Source organism: Streptomyces sp. NPDC059002 (assembly GCF_042740435.1).
Classification (GTDB): domain Bacteria; phylum Actinomycetota; class Actinomycetes; order Streptomycetales; family Streptomycetaceae; genus Streptomyces.
On sequence record NZ_JBHYJI010000019.1, the window covers coordinates 15,575 to 31,497 of the forward strand.

Consider the following 15,923-nt stretch of genomic DNA (forward strand, 5'->3'; position numbering starts at 1 on the left):
GCGATGGTAATGAAAGCCGCGGGTCGCGGGAAAGCCGCGGGGGAGGCGGGCCTTACGCTCCGTCGTATGAGTGCAGATGAGACATCACGGTTTGTACGTCTGAGGGTCGAAATGGTCGTCGAGGTCGGCGACCCGGAGAAGCTGACGGGCTCCGCGCTGGCCCGTATCGCCGAGGACGAGCAGATGCCCGGCGAGGAGCGCGCGCACGCCGAGGCCGCGGTCAAGGAGGACGTCGCGGAGGCGCTCGCCTACCTCGTGGACCCCTTCGACCTGGTCAGCCAGGTCCCCGGGGTCGAGCTCAGCCAGGCGTCGTGGAGCAGCGAGATGATCGACTACGACCCCGATGCGCCGGACTGGGACCCGGACGAGGATGATGGCGGCGCGGACGACGACGAGTAGCGATCCCGGGCGACGAAACCGAGCGGAATCAGGGGCCCCGGACGGCAACCGTCGTCCGGGGTTCCGTCGTCTCACGGTGCACGGCGGGTGGTCGTCACACGCCGCACAGTGGTGGACGGTCGTCATTCCAGCACCGTGGACGTGGTGTTCCCCACATTCTCCGCGGAAGTGGAACGGGACGAACCGGGCAGGCGTTATGCGGGCGGGATGACGGGGACTCTCGGGGTTGGATTATGGGGATTCGGCAACTATGGAGATGCGTGTGATGACGGACAGTAGGCGTCGCGGATCCGGGCGTGGACGCAAGGGCCTCGCGGCCGTGTCCGCCCTCGTCGGCGGGGTCCTTGTGCTCTCGGCCTGCAGCAGCGACGACGGCGACAAGGCGTCGGGCGGCAAGGAGTCGCAGAACCAGGTCGACGAGGCAGCCGCCAAGAAGACCTCCGCCGCCCAGATCAAGATCTCGCCGAAGAACGGCTCCGACAACGCAAGCATCAACAGCGCGGCCAAGGTCACCGTCAAGGAGGGCACCCTCTCGGACGTGACCATGAAGACCGACGCGGGCAAGGCGGTCGCCGGGCAGATATCTGCCGACAAGAAGAGCTGGAAGCCCAGCGCCCAGCTCGAGCGCGCCACGAAGTACCAGATCTCGGCCACCGCCAAGGACTCCGAGGGCCGCAAGGCGCACGAGAACTCGACGTTCACGACCGTCTCGCGGGCCAACAGCTTCATCGGGAACTTCACGCCCGAGGACGGCTCCACGGTCGGTGTCGGCATGCCCGTGTCGATCAACTTCGACAAGGCGATCACCAACAAGAAGGACGTCCAGTCCGCGATCACGGTGTCGTCCAGCAGCGGCCAGGAGGTCGTCGGCCACTGGTTCGGGGCGAACCGCCTCGACTTCCGGCCCGAGAACTACTGGAAGGGCAACTCGACCGTCACGCTGAAGATGAGCCTGGACGGCGTCGAGGGCGCCGACGGGGTCTACGGCGTGCAGCAGAAGACCGTCCAGTTCAAGATCGGCCGCGACCAGGTCTCCATCGTCGACGCCAAGACCAAGACGATGAAGGTGACGCGGGACGGCAAGGTCGTGAAGACCATTCCGATCTCCGCCGGGTCGCCCGAGAACAAGACGTACAACGGCAAGATGGTGATCTCCGAGATGTTCAAGGAGACCCGGATGGACGGCGCCACGGTCGGCTTCACCGACGGCGACGGCAAGGGCGAGTACGACATCAAGGACGTCCCGCACGCCATGCGCCTGTCGAGCTCGGGCACCTTCATCCACGGCAACTACTGGGGCTCGCCGTCCATCTTCGGCAGCGCCAACACCAGCCACGGCTGCATCGGCCTCGAGGACGCCAAGGGCGCGGGCGACAAGAGCAAGCCCGGCGCGTGGTTCTACAACAACTCGATCACCGGTGACGTCGTCGACGTCCGCAACACCGGCGACAAGGTCATCGCCCCGGACAACGGCCTGAACGGCTGGAACATGGACTGGGCGCAGTGGAAGGCCGGCTCCGCCGTCTGACCCCGGCCCCTTCTGTACGACACGGTGGCCCGCATCCCCATGGGGGGTGCGGGCCACCGCCGTTGAGGGCCTCTGTGCCTCTGTGCCTCTGCGCCTCGGTGACGTCGGCCCTTCGGGCGCTTCTCATACGGCTCTCAACTTCGCCTTATGCGTTCATCACGGGGCGTATCTACCTTCGCGACCATGTACGAGCTCAGAGGCGTCACCAAGCGGTACTGGCGCGGCGGGGAGACCGTCGACGCGCTCGCCGGTGTCGACCTGGTCATCGGCGACGGCCACCGGCTCGTCGTCCAAGGGCCCGCGGGCAGCGGCAAGTCCACGCTCCTCCAGCTGCTCGGCGGGCTCGGCAGGCCCACCTCCGGCAGCGTCGAGCTGGACGGCACCGATCTGGCCGCGCTGCCCGAGGCGCGGCGTGCCGCGCTCCGCGCCGAGTCGATCGGTTTCGTCTCCCGGTCCTGCGACCTGGATCCCGCGCTGAGCGTCCGGGAGAACGTCGAGTCGGTGCTCGTGCCCCTGGGGTTCGGTGCGGCGGCCCGCCGTGCGCGCGTCGCCGACGCCCTGGAGTCGGTGGGCCTCGGCGCGCTCGGCGAGCGGCCGCCCACCGGGCTCTGCCGCGGCGGGCTGCGGCGCGTGGCCATCGCCCGTGCCCTGGTCAAACGCCCCAAGGTGCTGCTCGCCGACGAGCCGACCGGCGATCTCGAAGGGCCGGTGCGCGACGAGATCATGGAATTGCTCGAAGGGCTCTGGAAAGCGCACGGCCTGACGTTCGTGATGGCCACGCATGACCGCGCCGTCGCCCGCAAGGTGCGACGGCTCGCCACGATCAGGGGCGGTCGTATTTCGGTCGCGGAGAATGCGGCGGCGGAGTAGCGGAATGGCTTGATCCTGGCCCCACCATTTTCTTGTCCCAGGTCCGGCCCCTGTTAAGGCCCGATGAATTCCGCCCGGCCCCAACTCCCCACTTCTGTCTCACTATTGAGCAGGTGTTCGCCTCTCGGCATACTTCGACGTCCGAGGGGCGGCAGCCCCTTAACCTCCAGGGGGAGACTTGCACAGACAAGTGAAGAGAGCATGCGGGGCCACTGTGGCCACGGCGGTCGCCGTGGCCCTCGCGGCGGGCATGACCAGCCCGGCGACCGCGAACCCGGCCTCCGCGGGACAGCAGACAGGGACGACGGCGGGTGAGCTGACGGCCAAGCGCCACGTCACGCTGATCACCGGCGACCGCGCGGCACTCGACGCCGCAGGCCGCGTCGTCGGCCTCGACCGGGCCAAGGGGCGGGAGAACATCCCCGTACAGGTGCGGCGCGACGGCGGTCACACGCTGCTCATACCCGCCGACGCGCGACGCCTGATAGCCGACGGCCGGATCGACCAACGGCTGTTCGACGTCACGGAGTTGAACAAGAAGCGCATCCGTACGGCCCAGGCCAAGGGCCTCAAGCTGATCATCGGCTACAAGGGCGCGGCCGCCGGTGCCAAGGCCGACGTCCGCGCGGCCGGTGACACCACCGTCCGCCGGTCCCTGAAGACCCTCAACGCCGACGCCGTCAGCACGCCGAAGGCGGACGCGGCCGACCTGTGGAAGGCGCTGACCAGCCAGCAGGGCAGTGCCAGGACCACCGCGTCCGGCATCGGCCACGTCTGGCTCGACGGCACCCGCAAGGCCAGCCTCGACAAGAGCGTCAAGCAGATCGGCGCCGACAAGGCGTGGAGCGCGGGCTACGACGGCAAGGGTGTGAAGATCGCCGTCCTGGACACCGGCGTCGACGCCACGCACCCCGACCTGAAGGACCAGGTCGTCGCCGAGAAGAACTTCTCCACCTCGCCCGACGCCAAGGACCGCTACGGCCACGGCACCCACGTCGCCTCCATCACGGCCGGCACCGGAGCCAAGTCCAACGGCAAGTTCAAGGGCGTCGCGCCCGGCGCCAAGCTGCTCAGCGGCAAGGTCCTGAGCGACGAGGGCTACGGCGAGGACTCCGAGATCATCGCGGGCATGGACTGGGCGGCCGCCCAGGGCGCCGACGTCGTCAACCTCAGCCTGGGCGGCGGCGACACCCCCGGTGTCGACCCGCTCGAAGCCACCGTGAACAAGCTCTCCGCGGACAAGGGCATCCTGTTCGCGATCGCCGCGGGCAACGACGGCGAACCCGGCTCGGTCGGCTCGCCCGGCAGCGCGGACGCGGCCCTTACGGTCGGCGCGGTCGACGACAACGACAAGCTCGCGGACTTCTCCAGCCAGGGCCCGCGGGTCGGCGACGGCGCCATCAAGCCCGACGTGACCGCGCCGGGCGTGGACATCACCGCGGCCGCCGCGCCGGGCAGTGTCATCGAGAAGGAGGTCGGCCAGAAGCCCGAGGGCTATCTGACGATCTCCGGCACGTCGATGGCGACCCCGCACGTGGCGGGCGCCGCCGCCCTGCTCAAGCAGCAGCACCCGGACTGGAAGTACACCGAACTCAAGGGCGCCCTCACCGCGTCCACCAAGGGCGGCAAGTACACGCCGTTCCAGCAGGGTTCGGGCCGGATCGCCGTGGACAAGGCGATCAAGCAGTCGGTGATCGCCGAGCCGGTCTCGGTGAGCTTCGGTACGCAGGAGTGGCCGCACACCGACGACAAGCCGGTCACCAAGAAGGTGACGTACCGCAACCTCGGCAAGGACGACGTCACCCTCGACCTCACCACGGATGCCACCGACCCCAAGGGCCGTCCGGCCCCGGCCGGGTTCTTCACGCTGAGCGCGAAGAAGGTCACCGTCCCCGCGGGCGGCACCGCATCGGTGGACCTGACCGCCGACTCGAAGCTGGGCGGCACCGTCGACGGCACGTACTCCGCGTACGTCGTGGCCAACGGCGGCGGCCAGTCCGTGCGCACCGCGGCCGCGGTCGACCGCGAGGTGGAGTCGTACACCCTCACGCTGAAGTACCTCGGCCGTGACGGTCAGCCGACGAAGAACTACGACGTCTCCCTGCAGGGCATCACCGGCCTCGCCGACGGCAAGGACCTCTCGCCGTACGACGCGTCCGGCACCGTCAAGGTCCGGGTGCCCAAGGGCGGTTACATCGTCGACTCGAACGTGGTCGTCGACCCGGACGACGGGACCAAGGGCATCGACTGGCTCGCCCAGCCGAAGCTCGACGTCACCAAGGACACCACGGTGACCGTCGACGCGCGGACCGCCAAGCCGGTGGACATCACCGTGCCGGACGCGGCCGCCAAGGGCGTCCTCGCCTCGCCCGACTACACGGTCGAGACGGCGGACTTCAGCAGCAGCTACGGCTGGCTGCTCAACGACTACACGAACTTCAGGTCCGCCTCCGTCGGTGCCGCGCCGACCGGTGTGAAGCTCGCCCAGCAGTGGACGGGCGTCTGGACCAAGGGCGACGACACCGAGTACAACACCATCGCGGGCGGCCCGGTCAAGCAGCTCGCGACCGGCTACACCAAGAACTACAAGGCGAGCGAACTGGCCACGGTGAAGGCCGGTCTCGGCGCGTCCACGAGCGGCAAGAAGGGCTCGCTGCGCGCGTACGGCGAACTGCCCTCCAGCAGCGGCGGCTGGTCCGTGTCCGTCCCGACGAAGCTCGGCGGGGTCCGCACGCTGTACGTGTCCACCGAGGACAAGGTGAAGTGGGGCCTGGACTTCGAGCAGGAGGGTCCCCCGGACCAGGACGGCTTCCCGACCACCGAGGTGGGCTACTCGCTGGGCACCCCGCAGACCTTCAAGGCGGGCCAGACCTACGAGAAGACCTTCAACACGGCCGTCTTCGGCCCCCGGATCGGCGGCGAGTACGGCGTCTTCCGCGAGGGCAACGCGATCTCCGGCTATCTGCCGCTGTTCGCCGACGGCAAGGCGCACGCGGGCTACTCGCTGTACTCGTCGGTGAAGACCACGCTGTACCGCAACGGCACCAAGGTCGGTGAGAACGACGACCCGCTGGCCGGTGAGAAGCCGTTCAAGGTCCCGTCCGCCGACGCGGAGTACAAGCTGACGACGTCCGTGAAGCGCAGCGTCAAGGTGGCCGCGGCCTCCACGCGCATCGACGCGAGCTTCACCTTCCGCTCCAAGAAGGTCGAGAGCGCGAAGCTGCCGGTCTCCACGGTGCGGTTCAGCCCCGCGGTCGACCTGAGCAGCAGGGCGGAGGCCGACAAGAAGCAGTCCGTGCCGGTCAAGGTCCTCGGCGCGGCGGCCGGTGCCAACCTCAAGTCCCTTTCCGTGTACGTCTCCTACGACTACGGGCAGACCTGGGAGAAGACCAAGGTCAGCAACGGAAAGATCTCCGTGAAGAACCCGGCCAAGGGCAAGGGCATCTCCTTCCATGCCAAGGTCGCGGACAAGAAGGGCAACAAGTCGACGCTGTCGATCTACAACGCGTACTACGGGAAGTGAGTCTCCCGTTCTGAACCTCGCGTGCTGAATCTCGCGCTCTGAACCTCGCGTTCTGACGCGCAGCTAGCGCGGTGCGACCGGCGCGGCGCCGAAGGGACTGTCGATCACGTATCGCCAGAACCCGTCGGCGCCGCGTCGTGCCACGTCCGTGGCCGTGGACCGCACCACCCCTTCGATCTCCCAGTCGACGACGAGCAGCGCGACGTCCCCCGCGACGTGCACATGCCGGGGCCGTACGGCGATCGGCAGGCCGACTGCGAGGAAGGGCGCGTTCGCGGCGGCGATCTCCGCGCTGCCGTGCACGGCGTCCCCCGACTCGGGCACGAACGCGGCCCGCTCCTCGTAGAGCGCGCGCACGGCGTCGGCGTCACCGCTGTTGAAGCGCTCGGCGAACGCGGCGGGCACGTCCTCGGCGCGGGTGGGCAGGGAGAACGGGGCCGGTATGGTCGTGGTGGTCATGGCAGCACCGTAGGAGGCCCCCTCGTGACTCACCGAACGGTAAGCGGCGTGCGCCCCGGCCTGCCCGCCGACGCCCTGGCCGAGGTCACCGCCCCGAGCCCCGACTGCCCCGTCGAGATCACCCTCGCCGCGCTGCGCGGCCGCTGGACGACGCTCCTGGTCCGCGAGCTGCTGCGCGGCGCACGTCACACGTACAGCGAACTCGCCGCCGCACTCCCGGAGTTGTCGGACAAGGTGCTCACGGACCGTCTCGCCCAGCTCGCCGCCGCGGGCGTCGTCCGCCGCACCCGCACCCCCGGATGGCCCCCGGCCGTCTCCTATGAACTCACCCCGCACGGCAGGGAACTCGGCCCCGTCCTGCAGGCGCTCTGGGACTGGGGAGCCCCATGACGAAGATTCCGCCGGACGCTCCCGAACCTCTGCCCAAGGCGGAGTTCGCCTTTCCGGGACCGCTGCGCGACCAGCTGGTGGCGGCCGTCCTGGACGGGTCCAAGACATCGACGACCGGCCTGGTCGTCGACTACGAACTGGCCGGTGATCCGCTGCCCGCGGTGGGCGACCGGTCGGTCGTCGTCGACTCCGACGACCGGCCCGTGGGCGTCATCGAGGTCACCGGGGTACGGGTCGTGCCGCTCGCCGACGTGGATCTCGCCCATGCCGTGGACGAGGGCGAGGGCTGCACGACCGTGGCGCAGTGGCGGGCCGGGCACGAGAGGTTCTGGCACGGCGACGAGATGCGTGCCGCGCTCGGCGACCCCGGCTTCACCGTGAACGACGCGACCGCACTCGTCCTGTGGCGCTTCCGGCTCGTGACCGACCTGCGGGAGAAGTGACCGACATGCCCTTCGCCACGGCGGACGACGGCGTCGCCCTCCACTATCAACTGCACGGATCCGGCGAGCCGTTGGTGCTGATCGCCGGGCAGTCGAACAATCACCACTGGTGGGATCCGGTGCGCGACGACTTCGCCGCGCGCTTCACCGTCGTCGTCCTCGATCACCGGGGGACGGGGGAGAGCGACCGGCCCGACACCGACACCTACAGCACGCCCGGCTTCGCCCGTGACGTGCTCGCGGTCCTCGACCACGCGGGGATCGGGTGCGCCCACGTCTACGGCACGTCGATGGGCGGGCGCGTCGCGCAGTGGCTCGCGGCCGACCACCCGGACCGCGTCGACCGTCTCGTACTCGGCTGTACGTCGCCCGGCGGCCCGCACGGCGTCGAGCGCGGGCCCGAGGTCCGGCGGGCCCTGACCCAGGCCGATCCGGACGCCGTGCGCCGCGCTCTGCTGACACTCATGTACACCCCGGCCTGGCTGGCCGGGCAGGAACTCACCGCCCCCGGACGGGAGTTCCACACACTGGGCGACCCGACCATGCCCGGGTACGCACGGCGCCGTCATCTGCGGGCCAGCGCCCGCCACGACGCCTGGGACGCGCTGCCCCGGATCAAGGCGCCGACGCTCGTCGTGCACGGCACGGACGACGTGTTCAACCCGGCGGCCAACGCCCCGCTGCTCGCCGGGCGCATCCCGGACGCGAGGACGCTGCTCGTGCCCGGCGCCCGGCACGCCTACTTCGAGGAGTTCGCGGACGCGGCCACGGAGCCGGTGCTCGACTTCCTGGGTCAGTCCTCGCTGCCGTAGGGCCTGGTGATGATCTCCAGGTTGTGGCCGTTCGGGTCCTCCCAGTAGACGCCGCGGCCGCCGTCGTTCGTGTTGATCTCGTTGACGCGCTTGTGGTACGGGTCGGCCCAGTAGGTCAGGCCGCGCTCCTTGATGCGTCCGAAGATGGCGTCGAACTCGCCCTCGGAGACGAGGAAGGCGTAGTGCTGCGGGGTGAACGGGCCGCCATCGCCCTCGTAGTAGTCGAGGGTGACCCCGTTGGGGATCGTGACGGGGTAGAACGGCCCGTACTGCGGGCCCACTTCCAGGCCCAGAAGATCCGCGAGGAACTGTGCGGACGCCTTCTTGTCCTTGGCCGTGACGATCGTGTGGTTCAACTCGATGGACATCGTGCGACCTCCTCGATTGCCGTGACTCCCGCTGTTCCGCGGTGACATGGACAACGTTAGGTCCGCGCTCCCGGCCCCCGTATCGGTCACAGGGCCCCGGTGCGCTGAGCATTGCGGACTAGGCCCCGGGGCCCAGACGCGTTCCGGCCACACGCACCGTCCCCGCCGGGGGCGTCAGATCGTCGCGGTGTCGATCACGAAGCGGTAGCGGACGTCGCTGGCGAGGACCCGCTCGTACGCCTCGTTGATCTGGTCGGCGCGGATCAGCTCGATCTCCGCGCCGAGCCCGTGCTCCGCGCAGAAGTCCAGCATCTCCTGGGTCTCCTGGATGCCGCCGATGCCGGAGCCCGCGAGGGTCTTGCGGCCGCCGATCACGGAGAACAGGTTGAGCGAGACCGGCTCCTCGGGGGCGCCGACGTTCACGAAGGCGCCATCCGTGCGGAGCAGGCCCAGGTACTTGTCCAGGGGCAGCGGCGCCGAGACCGTCGAGACGATCAGGTCGAAGGTGCCGGCGAGCGCCTCGAAGGTGGCGTCGTCACTGGTCGCGTAGTAGTGCTCGGCGCCAAGGTGCAGGCCGTCGGCCTTCTTGCGCAGGGACTGCGAGAGGACGGTCACCTCGGCACCCATGGCGTTCGCGATCTTGACGGCCATGTGGCCGAGACCGCCGAGGCCGACGATGGCGACCTTCTTGCCGGGGCCCGCGTTCCAGTGGGCGAGCGGGGAGTACGTGGTGATGCCGGCGCACAGCAGCGGCGCGGCCACGTCGAGCGAGAGGCCGTCGGGGATGCGGAGGGTGTACGCCTCGTCCACGACGATGTGCGTGGAGTAGCCGCCGTACGTCGGCTCGCCGTTCTTGTCGAGCGCGTTGTACGTGCCGATGTTGCCCTGCGCGCAGTACTGCTCCAGGCCTGCCTTGCAGTTCTCGCACTCGCGGCAGGAGTCGACCATGCAGCCGACGCCCACGCGGTCACCGACGGTGAACTTGGTGACACCCGAACCGACCTCGGTCACGACCCCGGCGATCTCGTGGCCCGGCACCATCGGATAGATGCCCTCGCCCCAGCCGTCGCGGGCCTGGTGGATGTCCGAGTGGCAGATACCGGCGTACTTGATGTCGATCAGGACGTCGAACTCGCCGACGACACGGCGGGGGACGGTGGTGCGCTCCAGGGGCGCCCCGGGGGCGGGAGCGGCATAGGCGGAAACGGTGGTGATCTGCTTCGTCATGCCTTCGAGCATGCCGCTGAGCTGCGCGGTCACCCAGACACCTGTTCTGCCTACGACCGCTGTGCCTACCACTGACGGGGTCAGGCTCGGGGTCGTACGACCCTGGATACTGGAGTGCATGGACGAGATCCCCGAGGGCCGCCCCCTGGACAGCAGGGCCGAGCTGAGCGAGTTCCTGCGCACCCGCAGGGCGCGCCTGCAGCCGCAGGACGTCGGGCTGCCGCACTTCGGGCGCCACCGCAGGGTGCCGGGACTGCGCCGCGAGGAGCTGGCGCAGCTCGCCGGGGTCTCCGTCGCCTACTACACGCGTCTCGAACAGGGCAACGGCCGCAACGTCTCGGCGGAGGTGCTCGACGCCATCGCCCGCGCGCTGCGCCTGACCGACGCCGAGCGCGCGCATCTGACGCACCTCGCGAAGCCGAAGGCCCACAAGAAGAAGAAGGCCGTACGGCAGCAGTACATGCGGCCCCAGCTGCAGCAGCTCCTCGACTCCATCGAGAGCGTGCCCGCGTACGTGGTCGGCCGCCGCTCCGACATCCTCGGCTGGAACGCGCTCGCCGCCGCGCTCTTCGGCGACTGGAGCGAGCTCGCCCCCGCCGACCGGAACTGGGCGCGCATCTGCTTCCTCGACCCGCGCTCGCGCGAACTCTTCGTGGACTGGGAGCAGAAGGCGTCGGACATCGTCAGCTATCTGCGCATGGACGCGGGCTGCTATCCGAACGACCCGCAGCTGTCCGGACTCGTCGGTGAACTCTCCGTCAAGAGCGAGGAGTTCAGGAGCCTGTGGGCCACGCACGACGTGCGGGAGAAGGGCCACGGCAGCAAGCGCATGCGCCACCCCCTGGTCGGCGAACTGACCCTGTCGTTCGAGACGCTGCGCCTGCCGGACGACTGCGACCAGTCGCTGCTGATGTACCACGCGGAGCCGGACTCGGCCTCCGCGCAGGGGCTGCGGCTGCTCGCGAGCTGGGGGCGGGACGCGTCGTCGGTCGGGTCGGGGACGAAGTAGGGGTTCCGGCGGGGCCGCAGCGGGGTTTCGCGGGCGGCAGAACGCCTCGTACTGCCGTCCCCGCCGTACCGCTCCTAGGCTGGGGGAGTGAGCAGCCACGAGGCACGAGAGCCGCAGCAGTCGCCGGAGCGCAAGCAGAAGCAGCAGCCCCGGCGGGACCAGAAGCCGACGCACGGGCCGGCCGGAGCCCGTGTCATCCCGCTGCGCCCACCGGGCACCAGGGCGCCGGAGGCCAAGGAGCCGCTCTGGCGCGACCTCGTCGGGGACGTCCTGCGCCGTGAGCGCCTCGCGCAGGAGCGCACGCTGAAGGACGTGGCGGACGCCGCACGGATCTCCATGCCCTACCTCTCCGAGCTGGAGCGGGGCCGCAAGGAGGCCTCCTCCGAGGTCCTCGCGGCCGCCGCACGCGCGCTCGGCCTCGGCCTGCCCGACCTGCTCTCGCTGGCCCAGACCCGGCTGGCCGGCCTCCCCCGTGCGAGGCCGGCCAGGGCGTCCTACCAGGGCGATGTGCGCCTGGCCGCCTGACGGCAGGGCCGTGGGGCCGCGGCTCAGGCGGCGGCAGGCACGACCCGCCTGCTGAGCACCTGATCCGCGATCCCGTAGGCGACGGCCTCCTGCGCGGTGAAGAACTTGTCCCGGTCCATGTCGGCACGCAGCGTCGCCACGTCGTGCCCCGTGTGCCGGGAAAGGACCTCCTCCACCTGGGAGCGGATCCGCACCATCTCCTTGGCCTGCAGGCTGAGGTCGGACACCGTCCCCTGCTGGCCCCGGCTCGCGGGCTGCCCGAGCAGCACGCGCGCGTGGTCGAGCACGAACCGCCGCCCCGGGTCGCCGCCCGCGAGCAGCACGGCGGCGGTGGACGCGGCCTGCCCGACGCAGAACGTCGAGATCGGCGCGGTGATGAAGCTCATGGTGTCGTAGATCGCCATGAGTGAAGTGAAGGATCCGCCGGGCGAGTTGATGTAGATGGACACCTCGCGGTCGGGGGCGGACGACTCCAGGTGGAGCAGCTGCGCGATGACCACATTGGCCACCCCGTCGTCGATCTCCGTGCCGAGGAAGATGATGCGCTCGGAGAGCAGCCTGCTGTAGACGTCGTAGGACCGTTCGCCCTGCGGGGTGCGCTCGACGACGGTCGGAATGGTGTACTGACTCATCCCCTGATCCCCTCTCAGATCCCGAGCCCGATACGGCGCTTGGCCCCGGCGGGCCGCACGTCCTCCAGCGAGGTGACCACCCGGTCGACCATGCCGTACTCCTTGGCCTGCTCGGCCGTGAACCACCGGTCGCGGTCCCCGTCGCGCGAGATCGTCTCCTCGCTCTGCCCGGTGTGCTCGGCGGTGATCCGCTCGATGGCCTTCTTCGTGAACTCCAGGTTCTCGGCCTGGATGGCGATGTCCGCGGTCGTGCCGCCGATGCCGGCCGACGGCTGGTGCATCATGATCCGCGCGTTGGGCAGCGCGAACCGCTTGCCCGGGGTGCCCACGCTGAGCAGGAACTGCCCCATGCTGGCGGCGAATCCCATGGCGAGGGTGGCCACGTCGTTCGGGATCAGCCGCATGGTGTCGTAGATGGCGAGCCCCGCGGTCACGGACCCGCCGGGGCTGTTGATGTACAGGCTGATGTCCGTCTTGGGGTCCTCCGCGGAGAGCAGCAGCATCTGAGCGCAGACGCGGTTCGCGGACACCTCGTCCACCTGCGTCCCCAGGAACACGATCCGCTGGTTGAGCAACTGCGCGGCGAGATGGTCGTCGAAGCGCGACGGGCTGGTCTCCCCGTCCTCACCCCGGGGCCGCGCCGCGTCCCACCCACTGTCGCGTACTGACATCGGTCCTCCCAGAAGTCCCGCGGCTCCCGAACGCCGCGCCGTGACTTCACTGTTGCCCGGGAGGACCGCCGCTGTCAGAGATCTCTGCCCGCGGCAGATTCGCTGAGGGCAGAGGAGGGGAGAAGTGCGGGCTACTCCGGGGTGGCGAAGGTCCAGGTGGCGTGGGCGCCGGGACCGGCCGTGAGAGTGGAGTGGCCGATCTGCTCGACGTGGCGCTGCACGGGGTGGTTGAGGGCCATCTCGACCTGGCGCAGGCCCACTTGGCCGCGGGCGACGGAGTCGATGCGGAGCGTGGTGCCGCCGCGGTGCGCGACGATGCCGTCGCCCGGTGCGGGGCGCACGTCGAAGCCGCCGGCCCGCAGCAGCGGCACCGTGTTGGCGAGGTCGCGTGCGGTGACGGCCAGGTGGACGCCGGTCACGTCGCGCATCTGGTGCTCCTGGTAGGCGTCGGGGAGATAGCGCTCGCGGCCCACGTCGCCGGGGTAGTTGGGCGGCTCGGTCCTGCCGCGCGGGTCGGCGAAGTACTCCGGGCGGTACTCCATGGCCCAGGCGCCGAACGCGTCGTACTGGTCGGTGGTGAAGACCGCGTCGAACCACGGCACGGGGACGCCGTCGCCGAAGTCCCGTGTCTGGAGGAACTCGAAGGGCTTGCCGACCCCCAGGTCCCGTAGTCGATCGAGGACCTTCGCCAGGTCACCGGCGCGCTCGGTGGACACGCCCATCCCGGCGGAGCCGAGCCTGCCGTCCGGGTCGGGCAGATCGCCGACGCCGAAGAGTTCGAGGTAGGTCTCGCGGCCCATCAGATAGCGGCCGGTCCAGGTCTGTCCGCCGGAACCGGTCGTGGTGCGGACCTGGAAGTTGGCGAACTTCCGCAGATAGGCGGAGTGTTCGATGGCGTCGGCGGTCTCCCGGTCGAGCACTCCGTAGGCGTGGTTGTAGAAGAGCAACTGCCGGCCGGAGGGTGTCCTCCCCTCCACGGCCTGCACCGTCGCGCCGCTCTGGACGGCCCCCAGGAGGGCCAGCGCGAGAACCATGACGACTCGTAACGTTCGTCTCAGCAGCATGCGCGTCATCGTAGGAGGCGCGGAACCGGTCCGCCCCGGGTTCCCGCAACCCGGGGCGGCAGGGCCTACTCGGTCGGCTCGGGCGCGGTGGCGACACCGGTCGGGCAGGAGGCGCCCCAGTTCGTCTCGAACGGCTCCTCCAGCGTGACGCCCGTGCCACCGATCCCGCAGTACCCGTCGGGGTTCTTGTCGAGGTACTGCTGGTGGTACGCCTCGGCCGGCCAGAACGTCCGGTCCTCGGCGGGCAGCACCGTCGTGGTGATCGTGCCGTGCCCGGCGGCCGTCAGGACCTGCTGGTAGGCGTCGCGGGACGCGGTGGCCACCGCCTCCTGGTCGGCGGAGTGGGTGTAGATCGCCGAGCGGTACTGCGTGCCGACGTCATTGCCCTGCCGGAAGCCCTGCGTGGGGTTGTGCGACTCCCAGAACAGCTTCAGGAGCGAGGCGTACGAGACCTCGGCCGGGTCGAAGACGACGCGGACGACCTCGGTGTGGCCGGTCAGGCCGGAGCACACCTCTTCGTAGGAGGGGTTTTCGGTGTAACCGCCCTGGTAGCCGACGTAGGTCGTCCATACGCCGGGCGTCTGCCAGAACTTGCGCTCGGCGCCCCAGAAACAGCCGAGGCCGAAGTCGGCGACCTCCAGGCCGTCGGGGTAGGGGCCGAGCAGGGCGTTGCCGAGCACCGTGTGACGCGAGGGGACCTCGAATTCCGGGGTCGCCCGGCCCTTCAGGGCCTGCTCGGGGGTGGGGAGCTCGGGCGTGCGGCCGAAGATCATGTGGGTCTCTCCTCGTGCGTGACAGGGGTCCTTCAGAAGAACGCGGCTCCGGCTTCGGGCATTCCTCGGGGCCGGTCCGCGCCGCCCGGCCGGGCCCGGTGCTCAGTGCGACAGCGTCGCCGGGCTTCCGCCGTTCGCCTCGTACCCCGCCACCGCGAGCGCCCGGTACACCGCGTAGTCCGCGGCCGGGTCGGCGGACAGGGTCCAGGGCAGCGCGCCGACGTGCCCGTCCACGTGCACCAGCTGGTTCATCGCCTCGGACCAGCGCTCGCAGCGGACCAGGAAGAAGACCAGGAGATGCCGTACGTGCGCCAGCATCGGGTCGTCCGGGCGCGCGGCGTGCACCGCGAAGAGCGCGCCCTCGACGGCCTTGGTGACGACCTCGCTCTGGTAGAAGCCGCGGACCAGATTGACCTCGGGCAGGTGCTCGTGGACCGCGAAGAGCGGGAGCGCGGCGAGCAGGGAGCCGCGCGGGGCGCGGGCCGCCGCGGCCTCCGCGAAGTTGTACGCGAGGTCGCGCGAGCCGTGCCACTTCTCGCACCAGTAGTGCAGCGCCGCCAGGTGCGCGCCCATGTGCGCGGGCGCACGGTCCAGGATCTTCAGCCACAGCTGCTCGAACTCCTCGCGGGGGTAGGCGAGTCCGCGCGCGATGGACAGCTCGATGATGTACGGAACGGGGTCGCCGGGGGAGAGCAGCGCCGCCTGCGCGCACGCCTCCTTGGCCTCCTCCAGGATGATCCGGAACTCGTCCGTGCCCTGCGTCGAGGTGCGCCACGCCTGCTGGACGAGGAACTCCGCGTGCACCGCGGCGCCGCCCGCGTCCTTGGGCGCCTCGGCCCGCCACACCCGCAGCCACTGCCCGCCGGGGCTGTCGCTGACCCCGCCGGGCCGCTGCTGCAGCTCCAGGGACGCCGCGCCCGCGAACGCCTGCACCCGCTGCCAGCGCCGCTCGCCGTGCGTCTCGGTGCCCGCAAGGAGCTGCGAGGCGGCCTTCCACTCCTGCGAGCGCTGCACGAGGTCGAGGACGTCGAGCAGATCGCCGTCGGGCCCGGGCATGCGGATGTCCAGCTCTTCCTGGCGCAGGAAGCCGTAGTTCGCCGGGTCCGCGGCGTCCGGGGCGCCGGGGGCGACCTGCCGGATTCCGCCGCGCCTGCGCAGCAGCACGGGCCCCAGCACCGCACCGATCATGACCACTGCCATCAGGACCCAGAGAATCTCCATGACTCAAGC

Annotated in this window: 17 protein-coding genes; 9 read left to right on the top strand and 8 right to left on the bottom strand. The window is 70.1% G+C overall.

The window, feature by feature from the left end; all coding sequences use genetic code 11:
- The first annotated feature begins 66 nt into the window (after positions 1–66).
- The 4 genes from ACFWZ2_RS19090 (at position 67) to ACFWZ2_RS19105 (ending at position 6,320) form a co-directional block, all read left to right on the top strand.
- Positions 67–399, top strand: coding sequence for a hypothetical protein (locus tag ACFWZ2_RS19090; RefSeq protein ID WP_384547083.1), 333 nt, complete (start codon positions 67–69; stop codon positions 397–399).
- Positions 400–664: 265 nt separating this feature from the next.
- Positions 665–1,927, top strand: coding sequence for an Ig-like domain-containing protein (locus ACFWZ2_RS19095; RefSeq protein WP_384547084.1), 1,263 nt, complete (start codon positions 665–667; stop codon positions 1,925–1,927).
- Positions 1,928–2,110: 183 nt separating this feature from the next.
- Positions 2,111–2,797 carry an ABC transporter ATP-binding protein gene (locus tag ACFWZ2_RS19100; RefSeq protein WP_384547086.1) on the top strand — a complete coding sequence of 229 codons (687 nt, stop codon included), beginning with the start codon at positions 2,111–2,113 and terminating at the stop codon, positions 2,795–2,797.
- Between the two features lie 190 nt (positions 2,798–2,987).
- Positions 2,988–6,320 carry a S8 family serine peptidase gene (locus tag ACFWZ2_RS19105; protein WP_384547088.1) on the top strand — a complete coding sequence of 1,111 codons (3,333 nt, stop codon included), beginning with the start codon at positions 2,988–2,990 and terminating at the stop codon, positions 6,318–6,320.
- Positions 6,321–6,383: 63 nt separating this feature from the next.
- Here the strand turns inward: ACFWZ2_RS19105 and ACFWZ2_RS19110 are convergent, their stop codons facing one another.
- Positions 6,384–6,779, bottom strand: a complete 396-nt coding sequence (locus ACFWZ2_RS19110) for a YybH family protein (protein ID WP_384547090.1) — start codon at positions 6,777–6,779, stop codon at positions 6,384–6,386.
- Between the two features lie 24 nt (positions 6,780–6,803).
- On the opposite strand from ACFWZ2_RS19110, the gene ACFWZ2_RS19115 reads away from it, so the two are divergent.
- Genes ACFWZ2_RS19115 through ACFWZ2_RS19125 form a run of 3 tightly spaced genes read left to right on the top strand, consistent with a single transcriptional unit; the run spans position 6,804 to position 8,424 of the window.
- Positions 6,804–7,169, top strand: a complete 366-nt coding sequence (locus ACFWZ2_RS19115) for a winged helix-turn-helix transcriptional regulator (protein ID WP_384547091.1) — start codon at positions 6,804–6,806, stop codon at positions 7,167–7,169.
- Positions 7,166–7,612 carry an ASCH domain-containing protein gene (locus ACFWZ2_RS19120; RefSeq protein WP_384547093.1) on the top strand — a complete coding sequence of 149 codons (447 nt, stop codon included), beginning with the start codon at positions 7,166–7,168 and terminating at the stop codon, positions 7,610–7,612. Before ACFWZ2_RS19115 ends, ACFWZ2_RS19120 begins: the two co-directional genes overlap by 4 nt.
- A gap of 5 nt (positions 7,613–7,617) precedes the next feature.
- Positions 7,618–8,424, top strand: a complete 807-nt coding sequence (locus tag ACFWZ2_RS19125) for an alpha/beta fold hydrolase (RefSeq protein WP_384547095.1) — start codon at positions 7,618–7,620, stop codon at positions 8,422–8,424.
- Here the strand turns inward: ACFWZ2_RS19125 and ACFWZ2_RS19130 are convergent.
- Together ACFWZ2_RS19130 and ACFWZ2_RS19135 are read right to left on the bottom strand one after the other, a co-directional pair.
- Positions 8,406–8,792: a VOC family protein gene (locus ACFWZ2_RS19130; RefSeq protein WP_384547097.1), complete on the bottom strand. Its 387-nt coding sequence runs from the start codon at positions 8,790–8,792 to the stop codon at positions 8,406–8,408. The two genes, ACFWZ2_RS19125 and ACFWZ2_RS19130, sit on opposite strands and share 19 nt — an antisense overlap.
- 174 nt (positions 8,793–8,966) lie before the next feature.
- Positions 8,967–10,019, bottom strand: a complete 1,053-nt coding sequence (locus ACFWZ2_RS19135) for an NAD(P)-dependent alcohol dehydrogenase (RefSeq protein ID WP_384547280.1) — start codon at positions 10,017–10,019, stop codon at positions 8,967–8,969.
- 118 nt (positions 10,020–10,137) lie between these two features.
- On the opposite strand from ACFWZ2_RS19135, the gene ACFWZ2_RS19140 reads away from it, so the two are divergent.
- Together ACFWZ2_RS19140 and ACFWZ2_RS19145 are read left to right on the top strand one after the other, a co-directional pair.
- The gene (locus ACFWZ2_RS19140) at positions 10,138–11,028 is read left to right on the top strand and encodes a helix-turn-helix transcriptional regulator (protein WP_384547099.1); all 891 of its coding nucleotides are present in this window, start codon (positions 10,138–10,140) and stop codon (positions 11,026–11,028) included.
- A 195-nt stretch (positions 11,029–11,223) separates the two neighbouring features.
- The gene (locus ACFWZ2_RS19145; protein ID WP_384547281.1) at positions 11,224–11,553 is read left to right on the top strand and encodes a helix-turn-helix domain-containing protein; all 330 of its coding nucleotides are present in this window, start codon (positions 11,224–11,226) and stop codon (positions 11,551–11,553) included.
- A gap of 23 nt (positions 11,554–11,576) precedes the next feature.
- Here ACFWZ2_RS19145 and ACFWZ2_RS19150 read toward each other — a convergent pair whose 3' ends face one another.
- The 5 genes from ACFWZ2_RS19150 to ACFWZ2_RS19170 all read right to left on the bottom strand — a co-directional run bounded on the left by ACFWZ2_RS19150 (position 11,577) and on the right by ACFWZ2_RS19170 (position 15,914).
- A complete protein-coding gene (locus ACFWZ2_RS19150) occupies positions 11,577–12,185 on the bottom strand; it encodes a ClpP family protease (protein ID WP_384547100.1) in 609 nt (202 codons plus the stop codon).
- Between the two features lie 14 nt (positions 12,186–12,199).
- Positions 12,200–12,856 (bottom strand): ClpP family protease, encoded by a 657-nt coding sequence (locus tag ACFWZ2_RS19155; RefSeq protein ID WP_384547102.1) that lies wholly within the window; start codon positions 12,854–12,856, stop codon positions 12,200–12,202.
- 131 nt (positions 12,857–12,987) lie between these two features.
- Positions 12,988–13,920, bottom strand: a complete 933-nt coding sequence (locus ACFWZ2_RS19160) for a DUF5829 family protein (protein ID WP_384547103.1) — start codon at positions 13,918–13,920, stop codon at positions 12,988–12,990.
- A gap of 65 nt (positions 13,921–13,985) precedes the next feature.
- On the bottom strand, positions 13,986–14,693 hold the full coding sequence (gene msrA, locus ACFWZ2_RS19165) for a peptide-methionine (S)-S-oxide reductase MsrA (protein WP_384547105.1): 708 nt from the start codon (positions 14,691–14,693) through the stop codon (positions 13,986–13,988).
- 102 nt (positions 14,694–14,795) lie between these two features.
- Entirely contained in the window at positions 14,796–15,914 is a 1,119-nt protein-coding gene (locus ACFWZ2_RS19170; protein WP_384547107.1) for a hypothetical protein, read from the bottom strand.
- Positions 15,915–15,923 lie beyond the last annotated feature (9 nt).

Excerpts from the sequence above, each read along its gene's own strand:
- ACFWZ2_RS19160 (WP_384547103.1), bottom strand. The coding sequence starts at position 13,920 with ATGCTGCTGAGACGAACGTTACGAGTCGTCATGGTTCTCGCGCTGGCC.
- ACFWZ2_RS19150 (WP_384547100.1), bottom strand. The coding sequence starts at position 12,185 with ATGAGTCAGTACACCATTCCGACCGTCGTCGAGCGCACCCCGCAGGGC.
- ACFWZ2_RS19170 (WP_384547107.1), bottom strand. The coding sequence starts at position 15,914 with ATGGAGATTCTCTGGGTCCTGATGGCAGTGGTCATGATCGGTGCGGTG.
- ACFWZ2_RS19095 (WP_384547084.1), top strand. The coding sequence starts at position 665 with ATGACGGACAGTAGGCGTCGCGGATCCGGGCGTGGACGCAAGGGCCTC.
- ACFWZ2_RS19090 (WP_384547083.1), top strand. The coding sequence starts at position 67 with ATGAGTGCAGATGAGACATCACGGTTTGTACGTCTGAGGGTCGAAATG.
- ACFWZ2_RS19135 (WP_384547280.1), bottom strand. The coding sequence starts at position 10,019 with ATGACGAAGCAGATCACCACCGTTTCCGCCTATGCCGCTCCCGCCCCC.
- ACFWZ2_RS19155 (WP_384547102.1), bottom strand. The coding sequence starts at position 12,856 with ATGTCAGTACGCGACAGTGGGTGGGACGCGGCGCGGCCCCGGGGTGAG.
- ACFWZ2_RS19125 (WP_384547095.1), top strand. The coding sequence starts at position 7,618 with ATGCCCTTCGCCACGGCGGACGACGGCGTCGCCCTCCACTATCAACTG.
- ACFWZ2_RS19120 (WP_384547093.1), top strand. The coding sequence starts at position 7,166 with ATGACGAAGATTCCGCCGGACGCTCCCGAACCTCTGCCCAAGGCGGAG.
- ACFWZ2_RS19100 (WP_384547086.1), top strand. The coding sequence starts at position 2,111 with ATGTACGAGCTCAGAGGCGTCACCAAGCGGTACTGGCGCGGCGGGGAG.
- msrA (WP_384547105.1), bottom strand. The coding sequence starts at position 14,693 with ATGATCTTCGGCCGCACGCCCGAGCTCCCCACCCCCGAGCAGGCCCTG.
- ACFWZ2_RS19130 (WP_384547097.1), bottom strand. The coding sequence starts at position 8,792 with ATGTCCATCGAGTTGAACCACACGATCGTCACGGCCAAGGACAAGAAG.
- ACFWZ2_RS19140 (WP_384547099.1), top strand. The coding sequence starts at position 10,138 with ATGGACGAGATCCCCGAGGGCCGCCCCCTGGACAGCAGGGCCGAGCTG.
- ACFWZ2_RS19110 (WP_384547090.1), bottom strand. The coding sequence starts at position 6,779 with ATGACCACCACGACCATACCGGCCCCGTTCTCCCTGCCCACCCGCGCC.